At 68.9% G+C, this 21,755-nt stretch carries 18 protein-coding genes; 8 read left to right on the top strand and 10 right to left on the bottom strand.

The window, feature by feature from the left end:
• Positions 1–36: 36 nt before the first annotated feature.
• From BIX52_RS01350 to serS, 3 genes are all read right to left on the bottom strand, one after another.
• The gene (locus BIX52_RS01350) at positions 37–1,305 is read right to left on the bottom strand and encodes a peptidoglycan DD-metalloendopeptidase family protein (protein ID WP_170126384.1); all 1,269 of its coding nucleotides are present in this window, start codon (positions 1,303–1,305) and stop codon (positions 37–39) included.
• 201 nt (positions 1,306–1,506) lie between these two features.
• Positions 1,507–2,157 (bottom strand): protein-L-isoaspartate(D-aspartate) O-methyltransferase, encoded by a 651-nt coding sequence (locus BIX52_RS01355; RefSeq protein ID WP_075219220.1) that lies wholly within the window; start codon positions 2,155–2,157, stop codon positions 1,507–1,509.
• 7 nt (positions 2,158–2,164) lie between these two features.
• The gene (gene serS, locus BIX52_RS01360; protein WP_075219221.1) at positions 2,165–3,442 is read right to left on the bottom strand and encodes a serine--tRNA ligase; all 1,278 of its coding nucleotides are present in this window, start codon (positions 3,440–3,442) and stop codon (positions 2,165–2,167) included.
• Between the two features lie 279 nt (positions 3,443–3,721).
• On the opposite strand from serS, the gene BIX52_RS01365 reads away from it, so the two are divergent.
• Positions 3,722–4,777 carry a dipeptidase gene (locus BIX52_RS01365; RefSeq protein ID WP_075219222.1) on the top strand — a complete coding sequence of 352 codons (1,056 nt, stop codon included), beginning with the start codon at positions 3,722–3,724 and terminating at the stop codon, positions 4,775–4,777.
• A gap of 94 nt (positions 4,778–4,871) precedes the next feature.
• Here the strand turns inward: BIX52_RS01365 and BIX52_RS01370 are convergent, their stop codons facing one another.
• Genes BIX52_RS01370 through BIX52_RS01385 form a run of 4 tightly spaced genes read right to left on the bottom strand, consistent with a single transcriptional unit; the run spans position 4,872 to position 11,002 of the window.
• The gene (locus tag BIX52_RS01370; protein WP_083659924.1) at positions 4,872–5,459 is read right to left on the bottom strand and encodes an ABC-type transport auxiliary lipoprotein family protein; all 588 of its coding nucleotides are present in this window, start codon (positions 5,457–5,459) and stop codon (positions 4,872–4,874) included.
• The gene (locus tag BIX52_RS01375) at positions 5,456–8,878 is read right to left on the bottom strand and encodes an MlaD family protein (protein ID WP_075219223.1); all 3,423 of its coding nucleotides are present in this window, start codon (positions 8,876–8,878) and stop codon (positions 5,456–5,458) included. The genes BIX52_RS01370 and BIX52_RS01375 overlap by 4 nt, the downstream gene beginning before the upstream one ends.
• A 49-nt stretch (positions 8,879–8,927) precedes the next feature.
• Positions 8,928–9,782, bottom strand: coding sequence for an ABC transporter ATP-binding protein (locus tag BIX52_RS01380; protein ID WP_083660048.1), 855 nt, complete (start codon positions 9,780–9,782; stop codon positions 8,928–8,930).
• Positions 9,783–9,835: 53 nt separating this feature from the next.
• Complete coding sequence (locus tag BIX52_RS01385; protein ID WP_245803081.1) at positions 9,836–11,002, bottom strand: ABC transporter permease; 1,167 nt, start codon at positions 11,000–11,002, stop codon at positions 9,836–9,838.
• 159 nt (positions 11,003–11,161) lie between these two features.
• Between BIX52_RS01385 and dgcN the strand changes: the two genes are divergently transcribed.
• On the top strand, positions 11,162–12,172 hold the full coding sequence (dgcN, locus tag BIX52_RS01390) for an N-acetyltransferase DgcN (RefSeq protein ID WP_075219224.1): 1,011 nt from the start codon (positions 11,162–11,164) through the stop codon (positions 12,170–12,172).
• The gene (gene dgcA, locus BIX52_RS01395) at positions 12,172–13,149 is read left to right on the top strand and encodes an N-acetyl-D-Glu racemase DgcA (protein ID WP_075219225.1); all 978 of its coding nucleotides are present in this window, start codon (positions 12,172–12,174) and stop codon (positions 13,147–13,149) included. Before dgcN ends, dgcA begins: the two co-directional genes overlap by 1 nt.
• Before the next feature lie 62 nt (positions 13,150–13,211).
• Here the strand turns inward: dgcA and BIX52_RS01400 are convergent, their stop codons facing one another.
• Positions 13,212–14,198 carry a threonine ammonia-lyase gene (locus BIX52_RS01400; RefSeq protein ID WP_075219226.1) on the bottom strand — a complete coding sequence of 329 codons (987 nt, stop codon included), beginning with the start codon at positions 14,196–14,198 and terminating at the stop codon, positions 13,212–13,214.
• Positions 14,191–15,027, bottom strand: coding sequence for a phosphodiesterase (locus tag BIX52_RS01405; protein ID WP_075219227.1), 837 nt, complete (start codon positions 15,025–15,027; stop codon positions 14,191–14,193). The genes BIX52_RS01400 and BIX52_RS01405 overlap by 8 nt, the downstream gene beginning before the upstream one ends.
• 155 nt (positions 15,028–15,182) lie before the next feature.
• Between BIX52_RS01405 and BIX52_RS01410 the strand changes: the two genes are divergently transcribed.
• The 3 genes from BIX52_RS01410 (at position 15,183) to BIX52_RS01420 (ending at position 18,102) form a co-directional block, all read left to right on the top strand.
• Entirely contained in the window at positions 15,183–16,868 is a 1,686-nt protein-coding gene (locus BIX52_RS01410; protein WP_211098139.1) for an ArnT family glycosyltransferase, read from the top strand.
• A 144-nt stretch (positions 16,869–17,012) separates the two neighbouring features.
• Positions 17,013–17,777, top strand: coding sequence for a glycosyltransferase family 2 protein (locus BIX52_RS01415; protein ID WP_075219228.1), 765 nt, complete (start codon positions 17,013–17,015; stop codon positions 17,775–17,777).
• On the top strand, positions 17,770–18,102 hold the full coding sequence (locus tag BIX52_RS01420) for a lipid-A-disaccharide synthase N-terminal domain-containing protein (RefSeq protein ID WP_075219229.1): 333 nt from the start codon (positions 17,770–17,772) through the stop codon (positions 18,100–18,102). The genes BIX52_RS01415 and BIX52_RS01420 overlap by 8 nt, the downstream gene beginning before the upstream one ends.
• Positions 18,103–18,138: 36 nt before the next feature.
• Here BIX52_RS01420 and metC read toward each other — a convergent pair whose 3' ends face one another.
• The gene (gene metC, locus BIX52_RS01425) at positions 18,139–19,311 is read right to left on the bottom strand and encodes a cystathionine beta-lyase (protein WP_075219230.1); all 1,173 of its coding nucleotides are present in this window, start codon (positions 19,309–19,311) and stop codon (positions 18,139–18,141) included.
• A 166-nt stretch (positions 19,312–19,477) separates the two neighbouring features.
• Here metC and BIX52_RS01430 point away from each other — a divergent pair, with 166 nt between their 5' ends.
• Both BIX52_RS01430 and BIX52_RS01435 read left to right on the top strand, forming a co-directional pair.
• Entirely contained in the window at positions 19,478–20,497 is a 1,020-nt protein-coding gene (locus tag BIX52_RS01430) for an amino acid ABC transporter substrate-binding protein (protein ID WP_075219231.1), read from the top strand.
• Between the two features lie 60 nt (positions 20,498–20,557).
• The gene (locus tag BIX52_RS01435) at positions 20,558–21,754 is read left to right on the top strand and encodes an amino acid ABC transporter permease (RefSeq protein WP_075219232.1); all 1,197 of its coding nucleotides are present in this window, start codon (positions 20,558–20,560) and stop codon (positions 21,752–21,754) included.
• The last annotated feature ends 1 nt before the right edge of the window (position 21,755 follow it).

Below are 21,755 nucleotides of genomic sequence, written 5' to 3' on the forward strand. Positions count from 1 at the left end.
TTTTTGGCGGCCGTTCGTGCGCCGCTCGGCCGCCGCTCAGGCGCCCGACAGATGCGGCAGCGGGTCGACCGGGGTGGAGCCGCGGCGCAGCTCGAAGTGAAGCTGCGGCTGCTGCACCGAGCCGGTGTTGCCGACCGCGGCGATGGTCTGGCCCCGCTGCACCGTGTCACCGCGCGACACCATCAGCGTGGAATTGTGCGCATAGGCCGACACCCAGTCGTCGGCGTGCTGGATGAGGACGAGGTTGCCGTAACCCTCCAGCTCGTTGCCGGCATAGATCACCTTGCCGTTCTCGGCCGCCTGCACCGGGGTGCCCGCGGGGGCGGCGAGGTTGATGCCGTCGTTGCGCTCGCCGTCCGCCTGCTTGCCGAAGCCGGCGACGATCGCCCCGCGCAGCGGCCAGCGGAAGCCGGACGCGCCTTGCGTCGCGGCGGGGGCCTCCGTCGTCACCGCCGCCTGCTGCGGCGCCGGCGTCACCGGGGCGGAGGGAGCCGCCACGGCCGGGGCCTGCGGCTGACCCATCGCCGGATCGGCGTCGCTCACCACCGGCGGCGTCTGGGACGGGGTCAGAACGGCCACCTGCGTCGCCGCCGGGCCGCCCTTGCCGGGAATGCGCAGCACCTGGCCGGTCTGCACCATCGTGTTCGGGTCGATGCCGTTCAGCGCCGCAATCTCGGTGTGCGGCACGTTGTAGGTGCGGGCGATGGAATAGAGCGTCTCACCGGCGCGCACTTCGTGGCGCGTCCCCGCGGCCTGCTCGCTCAAGGTCTGCGGCGGCGTGCCGAGACCGGGAGCCCCGTCGCCGAGACCGGTCTGCGCCGTCGCCATCTGCTGGCCGGTGCCCGCCGCGACGGTGAAGCCCGGCTGGCCCGGCGCCGCGCTCGCCACCGCAGGCACGGAGGCCGGGCCGAAATTCGGCGTCGTCGACGGCTGGTCGATCCGCACATAGGTCGGGATGACGACGCGCGATCCGGGCTGAATCTGCTGCGCCGTGGAGAGACCGTTGGCCTCCAAAATCACCTCGACCGGAACGTTGAAGCCCTGCGACAAGGTCATCGCCGTGTCGCCCGCCGACACCTCGACGATCGGCGCCCCCTCCACGCTCCAGCCGCGCTGCCGCAGCGAGGCGGGCGTGGTGATGGGCGTCGCCGCATAAGCGGTCGGCCCGGTGCCGATCGGGTTGAGGTCGCGCGATTCGATGGCGCCCGTCTGCTCGGGCGGGTTGTTCGCCGCAAACAGGGAGGCGCCGGGCACGTTGATGCCGCTGCCGGAGCACCCCGCCGCCAACGCGGCGATGCTCACCACGAAGCCGATCCTGAAGGCGTGAATCTTTCGGCAGCTCGCGATCCGTCCGCGCATCACTCGCACCCTTCCGCGCTAAATTTGGATGGCCCCATAAGGGCGTGATGGACGTTACCGAGGTCTTAAATTTGCCGTCTCAAAGCGCCGATTCGGGGGCCTCGGCGGCGCCCTCGGCCATTCGGCGAAGGGCCTGTTGCGGCCGTGTCACAGCCGCCCTGCAATCCCCGGAATTAAAGGGACGAACCGAACATCGGCAAGTCTTTCGCCGATAAGTCCGTCGATCGATTTACGGCATTTCAACAGCTCCTGAACCGCTCCGTCAGGCCCCACCGGAGCCACCAGGATGCCGTCCGGCGCAAGCTGTTCCACCAGCGCCTCGGGGATCGCCGGGGCCGCCGCCGTCACGATGATGCGGTCGAATGGCGCATGCGCCTCCCACCCCTCGTGACCGTCCCCCACCATCAGGCTGACATTGGCCACCTTCAGCACCGTCAGCCGCTCACGCGCGAGGTCCGACAGCAGCCTGTAGCGCTCCACCGAGTAGACGTGACGGCACAGCCGCGCGAGAACCGCCGTCTGGTATCCGGACCCGGTGCCGATCTCCAGAACGCGGCTGTCCGGCTTCAGCTCCAGCGCCTCGGTCATGCGCGCCACCAGGCCGGGCTGCGAGACGGTCTGGCCGCACTCGATCGGCGCCGGCCTGTCGGCATAGGCGAGCCCCTTGTGGGGCGCGGCGAGGAAGAGCGAGCGCGGCACCGTCTCCAGCGCGGCCAGCACCTTGTAGCCGGCGACGTTCTGCCGCCTGAGGTCCATCAGAAGCTCGGCCCGTGCGATCGCCTCCTCGTCCGGCGTCATCGCGGGCCTACTTCGCCTCGAGCCGCTCGAACCCCGTATAGGGCACGAGCACGTCTGGCACGCGGATCGACCCGTCCGCCTCCTGGTAGTTCTCCATCACCGCGATGAGAGCGCGCCCCACCGCGACGCCCGACCCGTTGAGCGTGTGGACGAAGACCGGCGACGCGTCCGGCTCCGGCCGGTAGCGCGCGTTCATGCGCCGGGCCTGGAAGTCGCCGCAGACCGAGCAGGACGAGATCTCGCGATAGGTGTTCTGCCCCGGCAGCCACACCTCGATGTCGTAGGTGCGCCGCGCGCCGAAGCCGAGGTCGCCCGTCGACAGGGTGACGACGCGGTAGGCGAGGCCCAGCGCCTTCAGGATCGCCTCGGCGCACTCCGTCATGCGCTCCTGCTCGTCCAGCGACTGCTCGGCCGTGGTGATCGAAACCAGCTCGCACTTGGAGAACTGGTGCTGGCGCAGCATGCCGCGCACGTCCCGCCCCGCGGAGCCCGCCTCGGAGCGGAAGCACGGCGTCAGCGCGGTGACGCGAAGGGGAAGCTGGCGCCCGTCCAGGATCTCCCCGGCGACGAGGTTGGTGAGCGGCACCTCCGCCGTCGGGATCAGCCAGCGGTCGTCGGTGGTCTTGAAGAGATCGTCGGCGAATTTCGGAAGCTGGGCGGTGCCGAAGAGCGCCGCGTCCCGCACCAGCAGCGGCGGGGAGACCTCTGTGTAGCCGTGCGCGCCGGTGTGGGTGTCGATCATGAACTGGCCGAGCGCGCGCTCCAGCCGGGCGAGCTTGCCGGTCAGGATGGTGAAGCGCGAACCGGCGAGCTTGCCGGCGCGCTCGAAGTCCATCAGGCCGAGCCCCTCGCCCAGCGCGTCGTGCTCCTTGGGCGCGAAGTCGAACGCGGGCGGAGTGCCGACGCGGCGCAGCTCCACGTTGTCGCTCTCGTCGGCCCCCACGGGCACCTCGGGAAGCGGCATGTTGGGGAGCGACGCGAGCTCGGCCTGGAGCGCGGCGCTGACCGTGCGCTCCTCCTCCTCGCCGGACTGGATGGTCGACTTCAGCCCCGCCACCTCGCTCATCAGGCGCTGGGCCTCCGCCTCGTCCTTGGCGGCTTTCGCCTTGCCGATGGCCTTGGAGGCGGTGTTGCGGGCGGTCTGCGCCTCCTGCAATGCCGAGACGATGGCGCGACGCCTTTCGTCCAGGGCGATGAGGCGGGCGGCGGCAGGCTCGGCGCCGCGCTTGGCCAGGGCGGCGTCGAAGGCGTCGGGATCGTCGCGGACGGCGCGAATGTCGAACATGGCGGGACTCTGCGTGGCGAACGTGGCTGGATCTGTGGCGCCCCTCTTAACCCCCGCCGCCGCCGGGCTCCATAGCGCCGAGGCACCAAATGCCGCCGCCAGGCCGGAAAACCGGGCCCCGGACCGGCTGCGGCGGGAAAGAGGGCGCGCCCGCGTTGACGGCCCCCGCCCCGAGGGCCACCTTGGCGCCTCCCTTCGTCCGCCGCGCCCTCGGGGGGACGGCCGCCTTCTGTCCCTGCCCCGCGCGCCGCCCGGCGCCGGCCCTGCACGAGTAGCTTGATGGACCACACCGGCCCGATCATCTTCGACGGTCACAACGACGTTCTCGCCCGCCTCGCCGCCGCCGGACGCTCCAGCGCCGCCGAGACCTTCGCCTCAGGCCCCGGCCATATCGACCTCGCCCGCTCGCGCATCGGCGGCTTCGGCGGCGGCTTCTTCGCCGTCTGGGTCGCCTCGCCGGGCGGCGGCACGATCGACTTCGACGCGATGTCCCGCCCGCGCTACAGCGTGCCGCTGCCGCCCCCCGTGCCGCAGCCGGACGCGCTGGAGGCGACGATGCGCCAGGTCTCCATCCTCACCGCTCTGCAGGAGGCCGGCGCGGTCCGGATCTGCCGCACCGCCGCCGCCATCGAGGAGACGCTGGGGACGGACCAGCTCGCCGCCGTCTTCCACATCGAGGGTGCGGAGGCGATCGACCGCGACCTCACCGTTCTCGACGTGCTCTACGAGGCGGGGCTGCGCTCGCTGGGCCCCGTGTGGAGCCGGCCGAACCGCTTCGGCCACGGCGTCCCCTTCCGCTTCCCCTCCTCGCCCGACACCGGCCCCGGCCTCACCGAAGACGGCCTGCGCCTCGTCGACCGCTGCCTTGCGCTCGGCATCATGGTCGACGTCTCCCACCTCACCGAGGCGGGCTTCTGGGACATCGCCAAGCGCACCACGAAGCCGATCGTCGCCACCCACTCCAACGCCCATGTGCTGACGGCGGCGGCACGCAACCTGACCGACAAGCAGCTCGCCGCGATCGCCGAGACGGGCGGTGTGGTGGGCCTCAACTTCGCCTCCGCCTTCCTGCGCGAGGACGGCAAGATGGACGGCGACGTGCCGCTGCCGGTGATGCTGCGCCACATCGACCATCTCTTGGGGATCCTGGGGGAAGACGGCGTGGCGCTCGGCTCGGACTATGACGGCGCGCTGGTCCCGCGCGAGGTGGACGGGGTGCAGCGCCTCCCCGCCTTGCGCAAGGCGATGCGGGCGGCCGGCTACGACGAGCCGCTGATCGCCAAGCTGTGCCACCGCAATTGGGTGAACCTGCTGCGCCGCACATGGGGTGAGTAGGCGCGAGGGAATCTAAGACCCTGCAATATAAAGCAGAACGGCGTTTCGCACGCGAAACGCCGTTCTCAAAGAGCCTCGTCCGGGGTGCGGCCGATCAGATGGCGGCCAGTGTCCAGGTGACGATGTCGAGCGCGGCCTGCTGGGCGGCGGCGTTCATGCCCTCGGCGGCGGTCTCCACCGCGTCGGAGCCGATCGGCACCACCGTCTCGAACACCTCGGTGCGCAGGACGCGCCCGTTGGAATCATTAAGGAGCTTCACCGCCACGACGACGCGGGCCCGGTTGCCCGCGAAGGTCTCGACCTGAAAGGCGCGGATCTCGCTCACCACCTGGTAGTTGATGAGGAGGCTCTGGCCCGGCAGGCCGACCGCGTGGACGCGGCCGGTGTTCTCGAACGTGTCGAGAAGCATGCGCTGGAAGACCTTCGGCGCGTCGTCCTGAAGGGCGACGTTGGGATAGTAGGAGACCGTCATCGCGGTGGGCTTCACCGCGATCTTGGAGCTTGCCAGCGACTGCAAGGCGCGCGGCTCCGGCACCAGGATCTGGGCCGAGGTGCCGCTCGACACCGGCGGGGTGTCGAGCGCCGTCAGCTCGTAAATCGCCTCGATCTTGTTCCCGCCCCCGGCACAGCCGGCGAGAGCTGCCGCTACGATCAGCGACACTATAAGGACAATTTTACTCATCGGCGTTGCGGCGAATACCGCGGAGCGTCATCGCCACCGAAGATCACGCGGCTGGGGTCACGGTCAAAACTCGACACGGCACTCTCGATGGCTTGCAAAGTACTCCTCCCTTGATTGAGGAGGGCCCGCAGATCGTCAAGACCACCCTGGCTGAACCGGGAAAGGCCGCCGGCGATTTGGTCGGCCCGTGGCGCAAATGCAGCAGCCACGTCGCGGATGGAGGCGGTCGCCCCGTTCACCCCGGCGAAGACGCGCTCCACCTCGGTGCCGAGCAGGACGTTGGCCCGGTTGATCAGCCCGCCGAGCTGGCTCGAAGCCCCTTCCACGTTGGCGGCGATCCGGTCGAGACGGGCCATCAGGTCCTTCACGAAGCCGTCCTCGCCGTCGGTCCCGCTGAGACCTGAGAAGAGGTCCTTCAGCCCGGCGACCGCGTCGTCGATCGCGGTGCCGATCTCACCGGCGCGCGCCCCGACCGTCGTCGCCACGACCCGCGCATTGGCGAGGATCGCGTTGATCGCGTCGGTGTCGATGGAGCTCACCGTGTCGGCCACGCCGCTCGCCGCACGCGACACGTTGGCGACGATGCCGTCGATGGACGGACCGGCATCGCGAAGTTGGCCGGCGAAGCTCGACACGGAGTCGATGGCGTTGCCGATCTCGGCAGAGCGGGCGGACACTGCCGCCGCGACCTGGTCGATCCGCTGCGTCGCCGCGCCCACCGTGCCGACGATGCTGTCGATCGTTTCGCGCTGGTCGGACAGGGTGATGGTGAAGTCACGCACGTTGCCGACGATGGCGCGCACCGCGACCGGGTCGACCGCCGACATCGCCTCGGTGAAGGAGTCGATGGCCGGGTCGATCTGGCGGCGCAGCGACGGCAGCGTGGCGGTGAAGGTGCGCACGTCCGCCACCGCACCGTTCGCGTTGTCCAGCATGGCGGTGACGGTGTCCATCTCGCCCGTCAGGCGGGTGGTGATCGTCTCCACATTGGTGGCCGAACGGTCGGCGGAGGCGAGGATCGTCTCCACCCGCGGCGCATTGGCCGCCAGCGTCTCGGACAGCGTGCGCACATTGGCGACGACGCCCTCGATGGCGGCCGGGTCGATCGCCGACAGCACCGCCGAAATGTTGTCGATGCCGGGCTCCAGCGAGGTGGCGAGTTCCGGCAGGCGCGCTGCGAACAGGCGCACGTCGGCGATGGAGGCGGTGGCGTTGTCGATCGCGCCGCTGATCTCGGGCATGCGCGCCGAGAGGCTGGTGGCGATCGCCTCGGCCTCGGCCATGGTGCCGCGGGTGGAGGCGATGATCGCCTCGATCGCCGGGGTCTGCGCGCTCACCGTGTCGGCGAGACCGCGCACGCTGCCCATGATGGCCTCGACGGCCGCCGGGTCGATGGCCGACAGCGCGTCCGACAGGTTGGTGACGCCCGGTTCCAGCGCGGCGACGATCTGAGGCGCACGGTCGGCGGCCTCGCGCACGCTGGCGACGGCCGCAGCGGCGTTGTCGATCGCCGCGTTGATGGCCTCGCGCCGGCTGGCGATACCCTCCACCGTCACGCGCAGGTCCGCGGCGATGGAGCTTGCCTCCACCATCACGCCCTCGACACGGTTGATGATCCGCTCGACGGCCGGTCCCTGCCCGGCCAGCGTTTCGCTGAGGCTGGCCGCGTTCTCCATGATCGCCTCGATGGCGGCCGGGTCGACGGCCGACAGGGCGGCGGAGACGTTGGTGATGCCGGGCTCCAGCGCGGCGACGAGCTCGGGGAGACGGTCGGCGGCGCTGCGGGCGCTGGCGACGGTCGCCGCCGCATCGTCGATCGCGCTGCCGATGGCGGGCATGCGCTGGGCGATCGCCGAGGCGATGGCCTCCGCGCGCTCCGTCGTGCCGCGGGTGGACGCGATGATGTCGGTGATCGCGGGGCCCTGACCGGCGATGGTGGCGGTGAAGCCCTCCACGTTGGCGACCACGGCGTTGATGCGCTCGGCATCGACCGCGCGCACGGTGGCGGCGGCGTCGTTCAGCAGCGTCTCGGCGGATGCGACGATGGCCGGAGCGCGGGCCGACGCCTCGCTGAGGTTGGTGACCAGCGTGGACGCCTGGTCGAGCGTCGTGCCGATCGCTTCGGAGCGGCCGGAGAGTATCTCGGTCACGCTGGCGATGCCGCTGGCGGCCTCCGTCGCCGAGGAAACGAGGCTCGCCACGTTCTGCGACTGGCCGGCGAGCGTCTGCGTGACGGTCTCCACGTTGTCGACGATGCCGGTGACGCGCTCGGGCGGAACGGCGGCGATCGCTTCGCCGAGGCCCTGGATGGCGGGGGCGGCGGCAGCGACCGCGGCCCGCGCGTCGGCGATCAGCGCGCTGGCATTCTCGATCGCCTCGTTCACCTGCTCGCGGCGCTGGGCGATGGTCTCGGAGATCGACGCGACGTCCGTGGAGATGCGCGTCGCGTTGTCGATGAAGACGCCGATGTCGGCGGACTTCTCGGCCACCACGGCGCTCGCGGTGCGGACATTGCCGAGGATGGCGTTGACCGCCTCCGCGTCGATCGCCTGGGCGACGTCGTTCACGGACTGGATCGCACCTTTCAGCGTGTCGGCCGCGTCCTGCACGCGCGTGACGACACCGTTCACGTTGGTGACGATGTCGGTGACCTGATTGCCGATGCCGGGAAGCTCACCCGAGAAGGTGTCGACGTTGGCGAGGATGTTGCTGACGCGTGCGGGGTCGATCGCGCCGATGATGCCGTTGGCACTTTCCACCACGCCGGCGATCTGCGGCGCTGCGGTGCCAATGGCGCTGGCGGCGGCGGAGAAGTCGGCGACCATGGCCGGGATCTGCGGCGAGGCCTGGGCGAAATTGTCGGTGATGGTGCGCACGTTGGCGACCACGTCCGACACGTTGCCCTGGTTGGAGGAGACGAGGTCGTTGACCGAGCCGAGGGTGGAATCCAGCCGCCCGAGCACGCTCTGCAGCGTGTCGATAACGTTGGTGAAGGCGCTGGTGGCCGCCTCGATGGTCGGAACCTTGTCCTCCTCCTCCGCCTGCTGGAAGATCGACACGGCGCTGCCGCTACCGCCGACGAGGGAGACATAGGAGACGCCGGTGAGGCCCTGCGAGGCGAGCTGGGCCTGGGTGTCGGTCTTGATCGGCGCGGTGGGGTTCACGCGGGTGATGGCGATGACGTTGTCGCCGCCTTCGGGCGGGAACTCCAGCGACGTCACCTCGCCGACGCGGATGCCGTTGAAGTAGACGCCGGCGCCGGTGGACAATCCCGTGACCGCCTCGGGGAAGATGATGCGCAAGACCGCCGTCGCCCCGGATCCGGAGGCTTTGTAGAGCCACCAGAGCGAACCGAAGGCCCCTGCGAGCACGACGAGCACGAAGATGCCGATCGCAACGTAGTTGGCACGGGTTTCCATCAGAAGGCCCACCTTAATGCGCGGCGGCCAGCCGCGAGAGACTTGAACATTATTGGACGCCCGCGAAGCGGCCGCCGCGCACGCCGCGGAAGTATTCCTGGACCCACGGGTGGTCGTAGTCGACGAGGTCCTGCACGGGGCCGTTGACGATGACGCGCCGGTCGGCGAGCACCGCCACGCGGTCGCACACGTTCCACAGCGAATCGAGGTCGTGGGTGACCATGTAGACCGTGAGGCCGAGGGTATCGCGCAGTCGGGCGATGAGATCGTCGAAGTTCGCCGCGCCGATCGGATCGAGACCGGAGGTCGGCTCGTCGACGAAGAGAAGGTCCGGGTCGAGCGCCAGCGCACGGGCGAGACCGGCGCGCTTGATCATGCCGCCGGACAGCTCGGACGGAAGCTTGTCGGCGGCCTCGCGCGCCAGGCCCACCATGTCGATCTTCATGAGGGCGAGCTCGTCCATGAGCTTCTTCGACATGGTGCCGCCCTGCTCCTTCATGGGCACCTGGATGTTCTCCTTCACCGTGAGGGAGGAGAACAGCGCGCCCATCTGGAACAGCACGCCGTAGCGCCGGTTGAGGCGGGAGCGCTGCGGAGCGGTGAGGTCGTCGACGTCCTTGTCGAACAGGCGGATGGTGCCGGAATATTTCGGCACCAGCTCCAGGATGGTGCGCATCAGCACCGACTTACCTTGTCCCGACCCGCCGACGAATCCCAGGATCTCGCCCCGCCGCACGTCGAGGTTGAGGTTCTTGAACACCGAGAAGGAGCCGAAGCGCACCTCGAGATCACGCACCTCGATGATGTGCTCGTCGCTCGGCTCCACGAGGCGCCGCCGTTCGCCGCCGTTCGTCCCGCCTTCGGCGACGATGCCGTGGTGGGCCGGCACCGGGTGGACGGTCATCTTCCCGTCCGGTCCGGTCTCCTCCATCGGTGCTGTGTCGTCTTCGTCGCTCACTAGATACCCACTGCCGCAAAGAAGATCGCAAAGAGACCGTCGACCACGATGACGAGGAAGATCGCCTTGACGACGGACGAGGTGGTCTGCCGGCCGAGCGACTCGGACGACCCGCCGACCTTCATGCCTTCCGAACAGCCGACGAGGCCGATGATGAGGGCCATGAAGGGCGCCTTGGCGATGCCGATCCAGAACTCGAGCGGCGTCACCACCTCGTTCAGCCGGTTGAGGAAGACGTCCGGCGAGATGCCGAGCGACGACCACGAAATCAGCATCGCGCCGACGATGGCGGCGATGTCCGACAGGAAGGCGAGGATGGGCATCGCCAGCATCAGCGCCATGAGGCGCGGCACGACGAGGACCTCGACGGGGTCGAGGCCGAGGGTGGTGAGGGCGTCCACCTCCTCGCGCATCCTCATGGCGCCGATTTCGGCGGTGAAGGCCGAGCCGGAGCGGCCGGCGACGAGGATCGCCGCGAGCAGCACGCCGAGTTCGCGCAGGATGAGGATGCCCGACATGTCGACCACGAAGATCGTGGCGCCGAAGGAGGAGAGATAGAAGCCGCCCTGCTGCGCCACGATGAGGCCGACGAGGAAGCTCATCAGCATGACGATCGGCACCGCGCCGCGGCAGGAGCGGTCGAAGTTGGCGAGGACGGAGGTCAGGCGGAGGCGGCGGAAATGGGTGAACAGGGTGGCGAGCCGCCAGCCGAACACGCCGAGCATCGACAGAAGGGCGAGGAGGTCGTGGCCCACCTCCACCGTCGTCTTTCCGACGCTGTTGAAGGTGCGCACGATGGCGTAGGGCTGGCGCGGACGGTCGAGCATGCGCGGGATGTGCGCCTCGATCTCCTCCAGCAGGAATTCGACCCGCGGGCTGGCGTCGGTCAGCTCGACCCGGTGGCCGGTGAACTCGGCGCGGGCCCGCTCGCGGTGGATGATCCAGGCGCCGGCGGTGTCGGCCATGAAGACGCCGGAGAGGTCGAACACGATGTCCGCCGCCCCGGTACCGCGGCCGCCGAGCGCCTTGTCGAGCGCCGCGACGGCGCGCTCCGCCGCGTCGGCGGTGCTGACGGTCCAGCTCCCGGCGAAGGTGGCGGTGACTTTGTCGCCGTCCCGGTGGGTCTTCACCGTCGGCGTCGGGGATGGGGCGTGCGCGTCCATCATCTCGTCTTTTGCGTGGTCGCTTTAGGTGGTAGCTCCAACACGCGGTTTCGTCATCAGGCGAAGGGTCGCGCGGGGCCATATGGCACCCTGCGGGGTCCGTGTTGCATCATGTCGGCAACACGTGAAAAGTCCGCATCTATCGAGAAGGAAGCCGTGCTTATGGAACTCGAACGGCCTTACCTGTTGTTTCTGGGCGACGTTCCGGACGCCCTGGCCGCCAAAACCAGCCTCGGCATCGTCGACTGGCGGCGCGATTGGTGCGTCGGCCAATGGCGGCTGCCTGGATGCAAGGCGGACGCGAAACTTCCCGAGATGAACGCGACCGACGCCGCCGCCCAGGGCGCCAAGACGATGGTGGTCGGCGTCGTCAATGCAGGCGGCGTGCTCCCGGACCATTGGGTGACGTCGATCATCGAGGCGCTGGAAGCCGGGCTCGACATCGCGTCGGGTCTCCACAAGCCGCTCGCCTCCGTTCCCGCGATCGCCGAAGCCGCCGCCAAGACCGGCCAGCGGCTGATCGACGTGCGCCTGTCCAAGCAGTCCTTCGACACCGGCAAGGGCACCAAGCGGCCCGGCAAGCGCCTGCTGACGGTGGGCACGGACTGTTCGGTCGGCAAGAAATATACGGCACTGGCGCTGGAAGCCGGCATGAACGCCAAGGGCTTCAACGCCACCTTCTGCGCCACGGGACAGACGGGCGTCTTCATCTCCGGCCGCGGCGTGGCGATCGACGCGGTGGTGGCCGACTTCATTTCCGGCGCCGCCGAATGGCTGACGCCGGCGACCGAGCCGGACGCCTGGCAGATCGTCGAGGGACAGGGCTCGCTCTTCCACCCGTCCTTCGCGGGCGTGTCGCTCGGCCTCTTGCACGGCGCTCAGCCGGACGCCTTCGTGGTCTGTCACGAGCCGACGCGCACGACGATGCGCGGCGTGAAGACCCCGCTACCGTCGATCGCCGAGGTGATCGAGGCCAACATCGCCATGGGCAAGCTCACCAACCCGGACATCCACGCGGTCGGCATCGCGGTGAACACGGCGGCGCTGGAGGACGGTGCGGCGCGGGCGCTGCTCTACGAGCTGGCCACCGAGCACAACCTTCCGACCATCGACCCGGTGCGCTTCGGCGTGGAGCCGATCGTCGACGCGCTGGCGGCGGAGTATCTCGCGTGATGCGCCTGACCGCACGGGCGGAGGACTTCCCCATCGCCGGCGTCTTCTCCATCGCGCGCGAGAGGCGGACCGTGAGCCGCGTCGTTGTGGCGGAGATCTCGGACGGCACCCATACGGGGCGCGGCGAGGCGGTGCCCTATCCGCGCTACGGCGAGTCCGTCGAGGGTGTGCTGGCCGACATCATGGCGCTGGCGCCGCAGGTGGCGGACGGGCTGACCCGCGAGGCGCTGCAGGAGGCGATGAAGGCGGGCGCGGCGCGCAACGCGATCGACCTCGCCTTCTGGGACCTCGAGGCCAAGCAGACCGGCGTTCGCGTCGCCGACCGGATCGGCCGGACGATGGCGCCGGTGACGACCGCCTACACCATCGGCCTCGGCGAGCCGGACGAGATGGCGGAGGCCGCGAAGGCCGCCGGTGAGCGTCCTCTCCTGAAGATCAAGCTCGGCCGGCCGAACGGCGACCCGGAGCGCATCGCCGCGGTGCGTGCCGCGGTGCCGGGCGCGACGCTCATCGTCGACGCCAACGAGGGCTGGAGCGAGAACAACGTTCTCATCAACATGTCCGCCTGCGCCGCGGCGAAGGTGGCGCTGATCGAGCAGCCGCTGCCGGCCGCGCGCGACGGTGTGCTGGCGACGATCTCGCACCCGGTGCCGGTGTGCGCGGACGAGAGCGCGCACACGTCGAAAGAGTTGGCGGCGCTGGCGAGCAAGTACGATGCGGTGAACATCAAGCTCGACAAGACGGGCGGGCTGACCGAGGCGCTGAAGACCTATGCCGAGGCCGAGCGGCTGGGGCTAAAGATCATGGTCGGCTGCATGGTGACGACCTCGCTCGGCATCGCGCCCGCCATGCTGCTGGCGCCGGGCGCCGACTTCGCCGACGTGGACGGCCCGCTGATGCTCGCCCGCGACCGCGAGCCGGGTCTCGTCTATGAAGGCTCGGTGGTCTCCCCGCCCACGGCGGAGCTTTGGGGCTGAGGCAGGCCCACCCCTGACCGGCCCGGCCGGTCAGGTATCCAGCGAGTCAGAAATCCAGCCAGTCACGCGTCCAGCGCACGGATGAGGGTCGCGGGGTCGACGTTGCCGCCGGACAGGACCACGACCACCGTCTCGCCCTCGACGTCCACCAGGCCGCCCAGGAGCGCGGCTAAGGCGATGGCGCCGCCCGGCTCGGTGACGAGCTTCAACTCGTGGAAGGCGAAGGCCATCGCGCGGTAGATCAGCTCGTCCGGCACGGCGACGCCGGGCTTGGCGAGCCGCGCCATCACCGGAAACGTCAATTCGCCCGGCTGCTGCGACATCAGCGCGTCGGCGATGGAGCCGGTGCGCGCGGTGTTGGTCTCGCGCTGGCCGCTGACGAGGGAGCGGGTGGTATCGTCGAACCCTTCAGGCTCCACCGGCTGGCAGATCGCCGTGGGCATGCGCGTCTTGATCGCCGTGGCGATGCCGGACAGCAGCCCGCCGCCGGACACCGGCACCATGACGCGGTCGGGCGTCACGCCCAGCGCGGCGAGGTCCTCGGCGATCTCGAGTCCGACGGTGCCCTGACCCGCCATCACGCCGGGATCATCGTAGGGCGAGACGAAGGTGGACCCGGTTTCCGCCGCGATGCCGTTGGCGATGGCGACGCGGTCGTCATTCTCGCGATGGTAGCTGACGACCTTGGCGCCGGACCTCTTGGTGCGCTCGACTTTGATGGCCGGCGCGTCGTGCGGCATGACGATGGTCGCCGGAATGCCTGCGACGCGCGCCGCCTCGGCCACCCCTTGGGCATGGTTGCCGGAGGAGCAGGCGACGACGCCGCGCTGGCGCGTCCCGTCCGGAATGCGGGCGATGGCGTTGGTGGCGCCGCGGATCTTGAACGACCCGGTGCGCTGCAGGCATTCGGGCTTGATGTAGACCCGCGCCCCGACGGCACTGTCCAGCACCGTGGACGACATCATCGGCGTGCGGACGATCCGGCCCATGAGACGGCTCGCGGCCGCCTCGATGTCGGCATCGGTTATCGCGACTTGAGGCTCATCCATCGTTCGCCACCGGCTCGTTGTTCTCAAACAGGACGGGCGTCCCGTATCGCTCAACATAGCCGATATGTGACACGGCGCGCCCATTTTCGACGATATGCACACCGTAGGCCGGGGGCTCCATCGCCAGCCCCATCGGAACGGTCTCGTCGAGCGCCATGGAGACCTGATGCGCCACGCCCGGAATCGCCATCACCGGAACGCCGCTGACCTCGGAGACGATGGTCCGGTGGACGTGGCCGCAGACGATGCGCAGCACGTTCTCGTGCCGCGCCAGCACCTTGGCGAAGGCGCGCGCGTCGTTGAGGCCGATCGCGTCCATGAAGCCGATCCCGCTTTCGAACGGCGGGTGGTGCATGGCGATGAGCGTCGGCCCCGCGGTCTTCAGCGTGGCGTCGAGCCAGGCGAGCTGCGCCTCGCCGAGTTCCCCGTGGTGGACGTTCTCGGCGATCTGGTCGACCGACGTGTCGAGAGCGATGAGGGTGACGCCGGCGACGGTGTGGGCGTGGCACGCCTTGCCGGGCACAGGCTCGTCCGCGAATCCGGGGAAGGCCGCGAAGGCGGCGCGCAGGGTCGCCGTGGAATCGTGGTTGCCGGGGATCGCGATCACCGGGGCGCCGAAGCGCGCCAGCAGCATCGCCGCCCGGTTGTACGCATCCTCTTCGCCGAGGTCGGTGACGTCGCCGGTGACGATGACGGCGTCGATCTCGCTGTGGCGCTGGTTGATCGCGTCGATGGCGTCGACCAGGAAGCGGTCGGTGTCGATGCGTCCTAGCGTCAAAATGCCGGGAGGGCGCAAATGAAGATCGGTGATTTGTACGAAGACCGCCATGGGCCGGGCTCTAGCAGGCGGCCGCGGTGGATGCTACTGCCCCGGCGAGCAACGCTTGTGGAGTGTTGCTCCAACGCCCGCCTCGGGCGCGCCCGCTGGGACGGTGCCCGTGCTATCGGAGCCCGTCCCCGCTCCGTTCCTCGTAAGGCCATTCCATGTCGACCTTGAATAGAGTGCACCCGCAGGACGGGTCCATGATCGGCCTGTGGGCCGCCCTCGCGCTGGTCCTCCTGGTGCTCGTCTCATTCGTGCCGGGCCAGTCGAGCGTTCCGCCGCTGGACCGGGACGAGCCGCGCTACACCCAGGCCACCAAGCAGATGGTGGAAACGGGCGACTATGTGCGCATCCGCTTCCAGGAGGCGCCGCGGCACAAGAAGCCGATCGGCATCCACTGGCTGCAGGCGGGCGCGGTGGCGCTGTCGGGCGACGGGGCGGAGGCGCCGCTGTGGGTCTACCGCATCCCCTCTCTGCTCGGGGCGATCGCCGCGGTGGGTCTGTCGATCTGGACGGCGCGGGCCTTCCTGCCGCTCGGCGCCGCAACAGTTGTCGGCGGCCTCGTCGGCGCGATGGTGATCCTCGGCGTGGAAGCGCGGCTTGCGAAGACCGACGCGGTGCTCCTCGCCACGGTGCTTCTGATGCAAGGAGCGCTGGCGCGGGTGTGGCTCGACAAGGCGAAAGGCTGGGCGGCCCCCCTCACCTTCTGGATCGGCCTGGCGCTCGGCATCCTCGTCAAAGGGCCGATCGCGCCGATGGTGGCGGTGTTCACCGTCGCCGTTCTGATGTGGCTGGACGACCGGCGGCTGTTCGGGCGCCTGAGGCCGCTGGCGGGGCTCGTCATCCTGGCCGCCATCTGCCTGCCGTGGTTCGTGGCGATCTGGCGGGCGACGGACGGCGCTTTCTTCACCACCGCGCTCGGCACCGACTTCCTCGGCAAGGCGGCTACGGGTCAAGAGGGGCACTGGGCGCCGCCTTTGACGCACCTCGCCTTCTTCTTTGCGGTGGCGTGGCCGATGGCGCCGTTCGCCATCGCCAGCCTCGCCGGGTTCTGGAAGGAGCGCGGCGCGGCGCTCCTCTTCGCGGCGGCCTGGGTCATCCCCGGCTGGATCGTGTTCGAGGCGACGCCCACCAAGCTGCCGCACTACACGCTGCCGCTGCTGCCGGGGATCGCGCTCGCCAGCGTCGCCGTCCTCGCCACCACCACGCCGCCGGTGCTGCTGCGCCGCCTCGCGGCCCTCGCCCTCGGCCTCGCCCCGGTGGGGATGGTGGCCGCCGCGCTCGCCGCGCCCTCGGCGGTGGCCTACGCGGTGGGACAGCCGCTCGACATCGCCGCCCACCTCGTGACGCTGGCGACGCCGATCGGCCTCGCCGCTGCGGCGATCGGCGCCTATGGCGGCGTCTGCCTGTGGCGCGGTGTCCCGGCGCTGTCGGCCAGGGTGGCGGGATCGGCCATCGCCTCCGCGGCGGTCGCGCAGATGGTGGTGTGGGGGATGATCGTCCCCAACATCAAGCCGCTGTGGGTGAGCCCGGCGCTGGTTGCGGCGGCCGAGGAAGTCTCAGGCTGCCCCCATCCGCGCCTTGCCAGCGTCGGCGGGTTCAACGAGCCGAGCATGATCTTCCTCGCCGGAACGGACACGATGTTGACCGGCCCCGAAGAGGCGGTGGCGCTGGCGGCGGCACAGGACTGCGTCGTCATCGTCTCGCGCGAGCGCACGACGCCGGCGGTGCGCGAGGCGGCCGCTGCGGCGGGGGTGACGCTCGCCGAGCCAACGGTGGTGGAGGGCTTCAACATCTCCAAGGGCGACCCGGTGCGGCTGACGCTTTTCGTGCGCACTGCCCCATAAAGCGGCACGCCGCGGGCACAGGTTGCCCGCGCTCAATACAGACATGATCGAAGCGTGCACTTGTCGCACGGGACAACTGCCTCTAGAGACGGCGCTTGCCGCACCGCCTCTTCGAGCGGCCCGCCACCTCCCCCGGACCGTGCCATGACCTCCCGCGCCGAGACCTCGAGTGCCATCGCCGACCCTGTCGTGTCGATCCTGATTCCCGCCAAGGACGAAGCGGGCGCGATCGCGGACGTGCTGCGCGAGATCGCCGCCTCGTCGCTCGCCGAGCCGTGCGAGATGATCGTCATCGACGACGGGTCCGGCGACGGCACGGCGGAGGCGGCGCTGTCGTCCGGCCTTCCCAATGTGCGGGTGCTGCAGCACGCCGTGTCGGGCGGCAAGTCGCGGGCGATCCGCGCGGGGGCGATGGCGGCGCGCGGGCGTATCCTCGTCACCGTCGACGGAGACGGACAGAACGATCCGAAATTCCTCGCCGCTCTGGTGGCGCCGCTTCTGGCCGATCCGGCGATCGGCGTCGTCGCCGGGCAGCGCACGCGGCGGCACGACGGCTGGCGCAAGAAGCTCGTCTCCAAGATCGCCAACCGGATGCGCCGGGCGATGCTGGCCGACGACACGCGCGACACCGCCTGCGGCCTGAAGGCCATGCGGCGCGACGCTTATCTGACGATCCCCTTTTTCGACAACAATCACCGCTTCTACCCCGCCCTCTTCATGCGCGAGGGGTGGAAGGTCGGCCATGTGGACGTCGCCGACAGGCCGCGCGTCCACGGCCAATCCAAGTATGGCGTGCTCGACCGTGCCCTCGTGGGGCTGCCGGACCTTCTCGGCATGTGGTGGCTGCGGCGGCGCGCCAAATCGCGGCCGGAGGCGCGCGAAGTGTATCAGGAGAGCGTAAATGGCTGATGTGTGGTCGGGCCTCGGAACGTGGCTTCACGAGGTCTTCGTCGAGCAGTTCGACGTGTGGATCGCCATCGGCTTCTTCGCCCAGGCGATGTTTTCGGCGCGGTTCATCATCCAGTGGATCGCCTCCGAGCGGGCGGGGCGATCGGTGGTGCCGGTGGCCTTCTGGTTCTTCTCCATCGCCGGCGGCGGCATCCTATTCGTCTACGCTCTGGCGCGGCAGGACCCGGTCTTCATCGCCGGTCAGGGCACCGGCCTTCTCATCTATGCGCGCAATCTTTGGCTGATCTTCCGCGAGCGTAAAGGCGCGCTGACGGACGCCGGCTGAGGCGGTCCGGCCCCCTGGGGAGCCGGACCGGGCGCATCAAAGGTGCGCCATCGCCTGGTCGAGGTCGGCGATGAGGTCGTCCGGGTCCTCGAGGCCGATGTTGAGGCGCACCAGCGGTTCGTCCTCGGGCCACCGCGTCGCGCTGCGCGCCGCGTTGACTTTGGGCATGGTGGCGAGGCTCTCGAACCCGCCCCAGGACGCGCCGATGCCGAAGATCTCCAGGCTGTCGACGAAGCGCATGATCTCCTCCTCGGTGCGGCCTTTGAAGGTGATCGCGAAGAGGCCCGAGGCGCCGGTGAAGTCGCGCTTCCACAGGGCGTGACCGGGCGCGCCGGGGAGCGCCGGATAAAGGACGCGGCCGACGCGGCGGTCGGCGTCCAGCCATTCGGCCACCTTGCGGGCGCTGTGCTCCACCTGCGCCATGCGCGGCTTCAGCGACCTGATGCCGCGCATCACCGCATAGACGTCGTCCGGGCCGACATTCTCGCCGAAGTCCGAGACCATCTTGCGCACGTTGGCGATGGCCTGGCCGTTGCCGGAGATGGTGCCGAAGAGCAGGTCCGAGTGACCTGAGAGATATTTCGTCGCGGCATGGATGGAGAGGTCCACCCCATGCTCCAGCGGGCGGAAGAAGAGCGGGGTCGCCCACGTATTGTCGATCATCGACACCGCCCCGGCGGCTTTGGCTTTGGCGGCGAGGAAGGGAATGTCGCTCATCTCGAAGGTGAGCGAGCCCGGCGCTTCGAGGAAGACCGCGGCGGCGCCCTTGGCGAGTTCGGCCTCGTAGGCGGCATGATCAAGCGGGTCGAAATAGACGATTTCGACGCCGAAACGGGTCAAAAAGCTGTCGGAAAAGCGGCGGGTCGGCATGTAGACGTTGTCGGTCACCAGCGCGCGGTCGCCGGCTTTCACCGCCGAAGCGAGGGCGATGGTGCAGGCCGACAGCCCGCTCGACGTCAGTGCCGTTCCCTCCGATCCTTCCAGCGCGTTCATGAGGTCGCACAGGGCGTCCGTCGTCGGCGTGCCGTGGATTCCATAGGTGTAGCGCTGGGTGCGGCTGCGGTTGGCGGCGACGCTCGGAAACAGCACCGTCGAGGCGTGAACGACCGGCGGATTGATGAAGCCGTGGAACGCCGACGGGTCCCGGCCGGCATGCGACAGCGTAGTCGCAACGCGGCGCGGCGGCCGGCTGGGGGTCTCGTCATCCATATTAATTTCCCTTCAGGGCGTTGGCAGTGGGATCGCACCGTGACTATGCTGCGCAATTGCTATGCAGGCGTGCGATATGGGCATGTCTCCGATCGGCACGTGCTTTGCAATAGCAACAAGAACGGCCCCACCAGGTCGTCGCGTTTCTGAGGAGAGAGCGAAAGACATGAATTTCAACAAGTTGGCGATTGCAGCCGGTTTGGCTGGCGTATGCGTTGCCAGTGGCGCGCATGCTGCGACCCTTGACGATGTGAAGGCCCGCGGCCAGTTGCGCTGCGGCATCAACACCGGCATCCCCGGTTTCGCCTTCACCGACAGTGCAGGCAATTGGCAGGGCTTCGACGTTGCCCTGTGCAAGGCCGTCGCTGCGGCGATCTTCGGCGAGCCGAACGTGGAATATGTCTCGCTGACGGGCAAAACCCGCTTCACGGCCCTGGCGTCGGGCGAAGTGGACATGTTGTCGCGCAACACCACGTGGACCTACTCGCGCGACACGGACCTGAAGCTCGATTTCGCCGGCGTGAACTACTACGACGGCCAGGGCTTCATCGTCTCCAAGGAGCTCGGGGTCGCCTCGGCGAGCGAGCTTGATGGCGCGACCATCTGCATCCAGACCGGCACCACCACCGAGCTGAATCTGGCTGACTATTTCCGCGCCAACAACATGAGCTATGAGCCGGTCCCGATCGAGACCGAGACCGAGGCGAAGGAAAAGTTCCTCGCCAACGCCTGCGACGTCTACACCACGGACGCCTCGGGTCTGGCCGCCACGCGTTCGTCCTATCCGAACCCCGGCGACTACATGATCCTTCCGGAGATCATCTCCAAAGAGCCGCTTGGCCCGGCCGTGCGCCATGGCGACTCCGAGTGGGGCGACATCGTGCGCTGGTCGCTCAACGCGCTGATCGTCGCGGAAGAGAAGGGCATCACCGCCGAGAACGTCAAAGAGATGGCGTCCGCCGCCGGTGACGATCCGGAAGTGAACCGCCTGCTCGGCACCGAAGGCGAGTATGGCGCCATGATGGGCCTCGACCAGGATTGGGCCGTCAACGCCATCGCCGCCACCGGCAACTATGGCGAGATCTTCGACACCTTCCTCGGGCCGGACACGGAGATCGGCCTCGAGCGTGGCCTGAACGCGCTCTACACGGACGGCGGCATCCTCTACGCCCCGCCCTTCCGCTAAGCTCTACGGTCGCCGGGCGTGGACCTCAGGTCCGCGCCCGGCTCATTTTTGGAGACCGGTATGGCCGTAGCCGCCAGCACAGAGACGCCCGCCTTCCGCTTCGAAATGTTATGGCGCGACGAGCGCTACAGGTCCCTCACCATCCAGGCGATCGCCATGATTGTGCTGATGCTGGGCCTCACATGGCTCGTCAACAACGCCATCGAAAATCTCGCCGCCCTCGGGAAGACCTTCGATTTCGGCTTCCTGTCCCAGCCCGCGAACTATGACATCAACCAGCAGCTGATCGACTATACGAGCCGCTCGTCCAACGCGCGGGCCGCCCTCGTCGGCATCCTCAACACGCTGCTCGTCGCCTTCCTCGGCTGTGTCACCGCCACCATCATCGGCATTGCCGCCGGTGTGGCGCGCCTGTCCAACAACTGGCTCGTCGCCCGCCTGATGACGGTCTATGTCGAGGCCTTCCGCAACGTTCCGCTGCTCATCTGGATCCTGCTGACGGCCTCCATCGTCAACACGTCGCTGCCCTCCCCGCGCGACTATCGCGGGCTCGACACCGGGCCGGTCGTGGTCACCAACCGCGGCATCTACATTCCGCAGCCCAATTTCGGCGAAGGGTCGCTGATCCTTCTCATCATCTTCGCGCTGTCGATCGCCGCCATCTTCATGGTGCGCGCCTGGGCCAAGCGCCGCCAGGAATCGACGGGCGAACAGGCCCCGGTCTTCCTCATCGGCCTCGGCCTTCTCATCGTTCCCTCGCTCATCGCCTTCTTCCTGCTCGGCCGGCCGATCTCGCTGACCCTGCCGGAGCTCGCGGGCTTCAACTTCCAGGGCGGCATTCAGCTTCGCGACTCCCTCATCGCCCTGTGGGTCGCCCTCTCGCTCTATACCGGCGCCTTCATCGCCGAGATCGTGCGCGCGGGCATCCTGTCGGTCAGCAAGGGGCAGTCGGAGGCCGCCTTCGCGCTGGGGCTGCGGCCGAACCGGGCGATGAACCTCGTCATCCTGCCGCAGGCGCTGAGGGTGATCATTCCGCCCCTCATCAGCCAATTCCTGAACCTGACGAAGAATTCCTCGCTGGCGATCGCCGTCGGCTACATGGACGCGACCGGCACGCTGGGCGGCATCACGCTGAACCAGACCGGGCGCGAGATGGAGTGCATCCTCCTCTTGATGGGCTTCTACCTCATCGTGTCACTGTCCATTTCGGCGGTGATGAACCTCTACAACAACCGCGTCCGCCTGGTGGAGCGCTGAG

This window comes from Acuticoccus yangtzensis (assembly GCF_001927245.1).
Lineage (GTDB): Bacteria > Pseudomonadota > Alphaproteobacteria > Rhizobiales > Amorphaceae > Acuticoccus > Acuticoccus yangtzensis.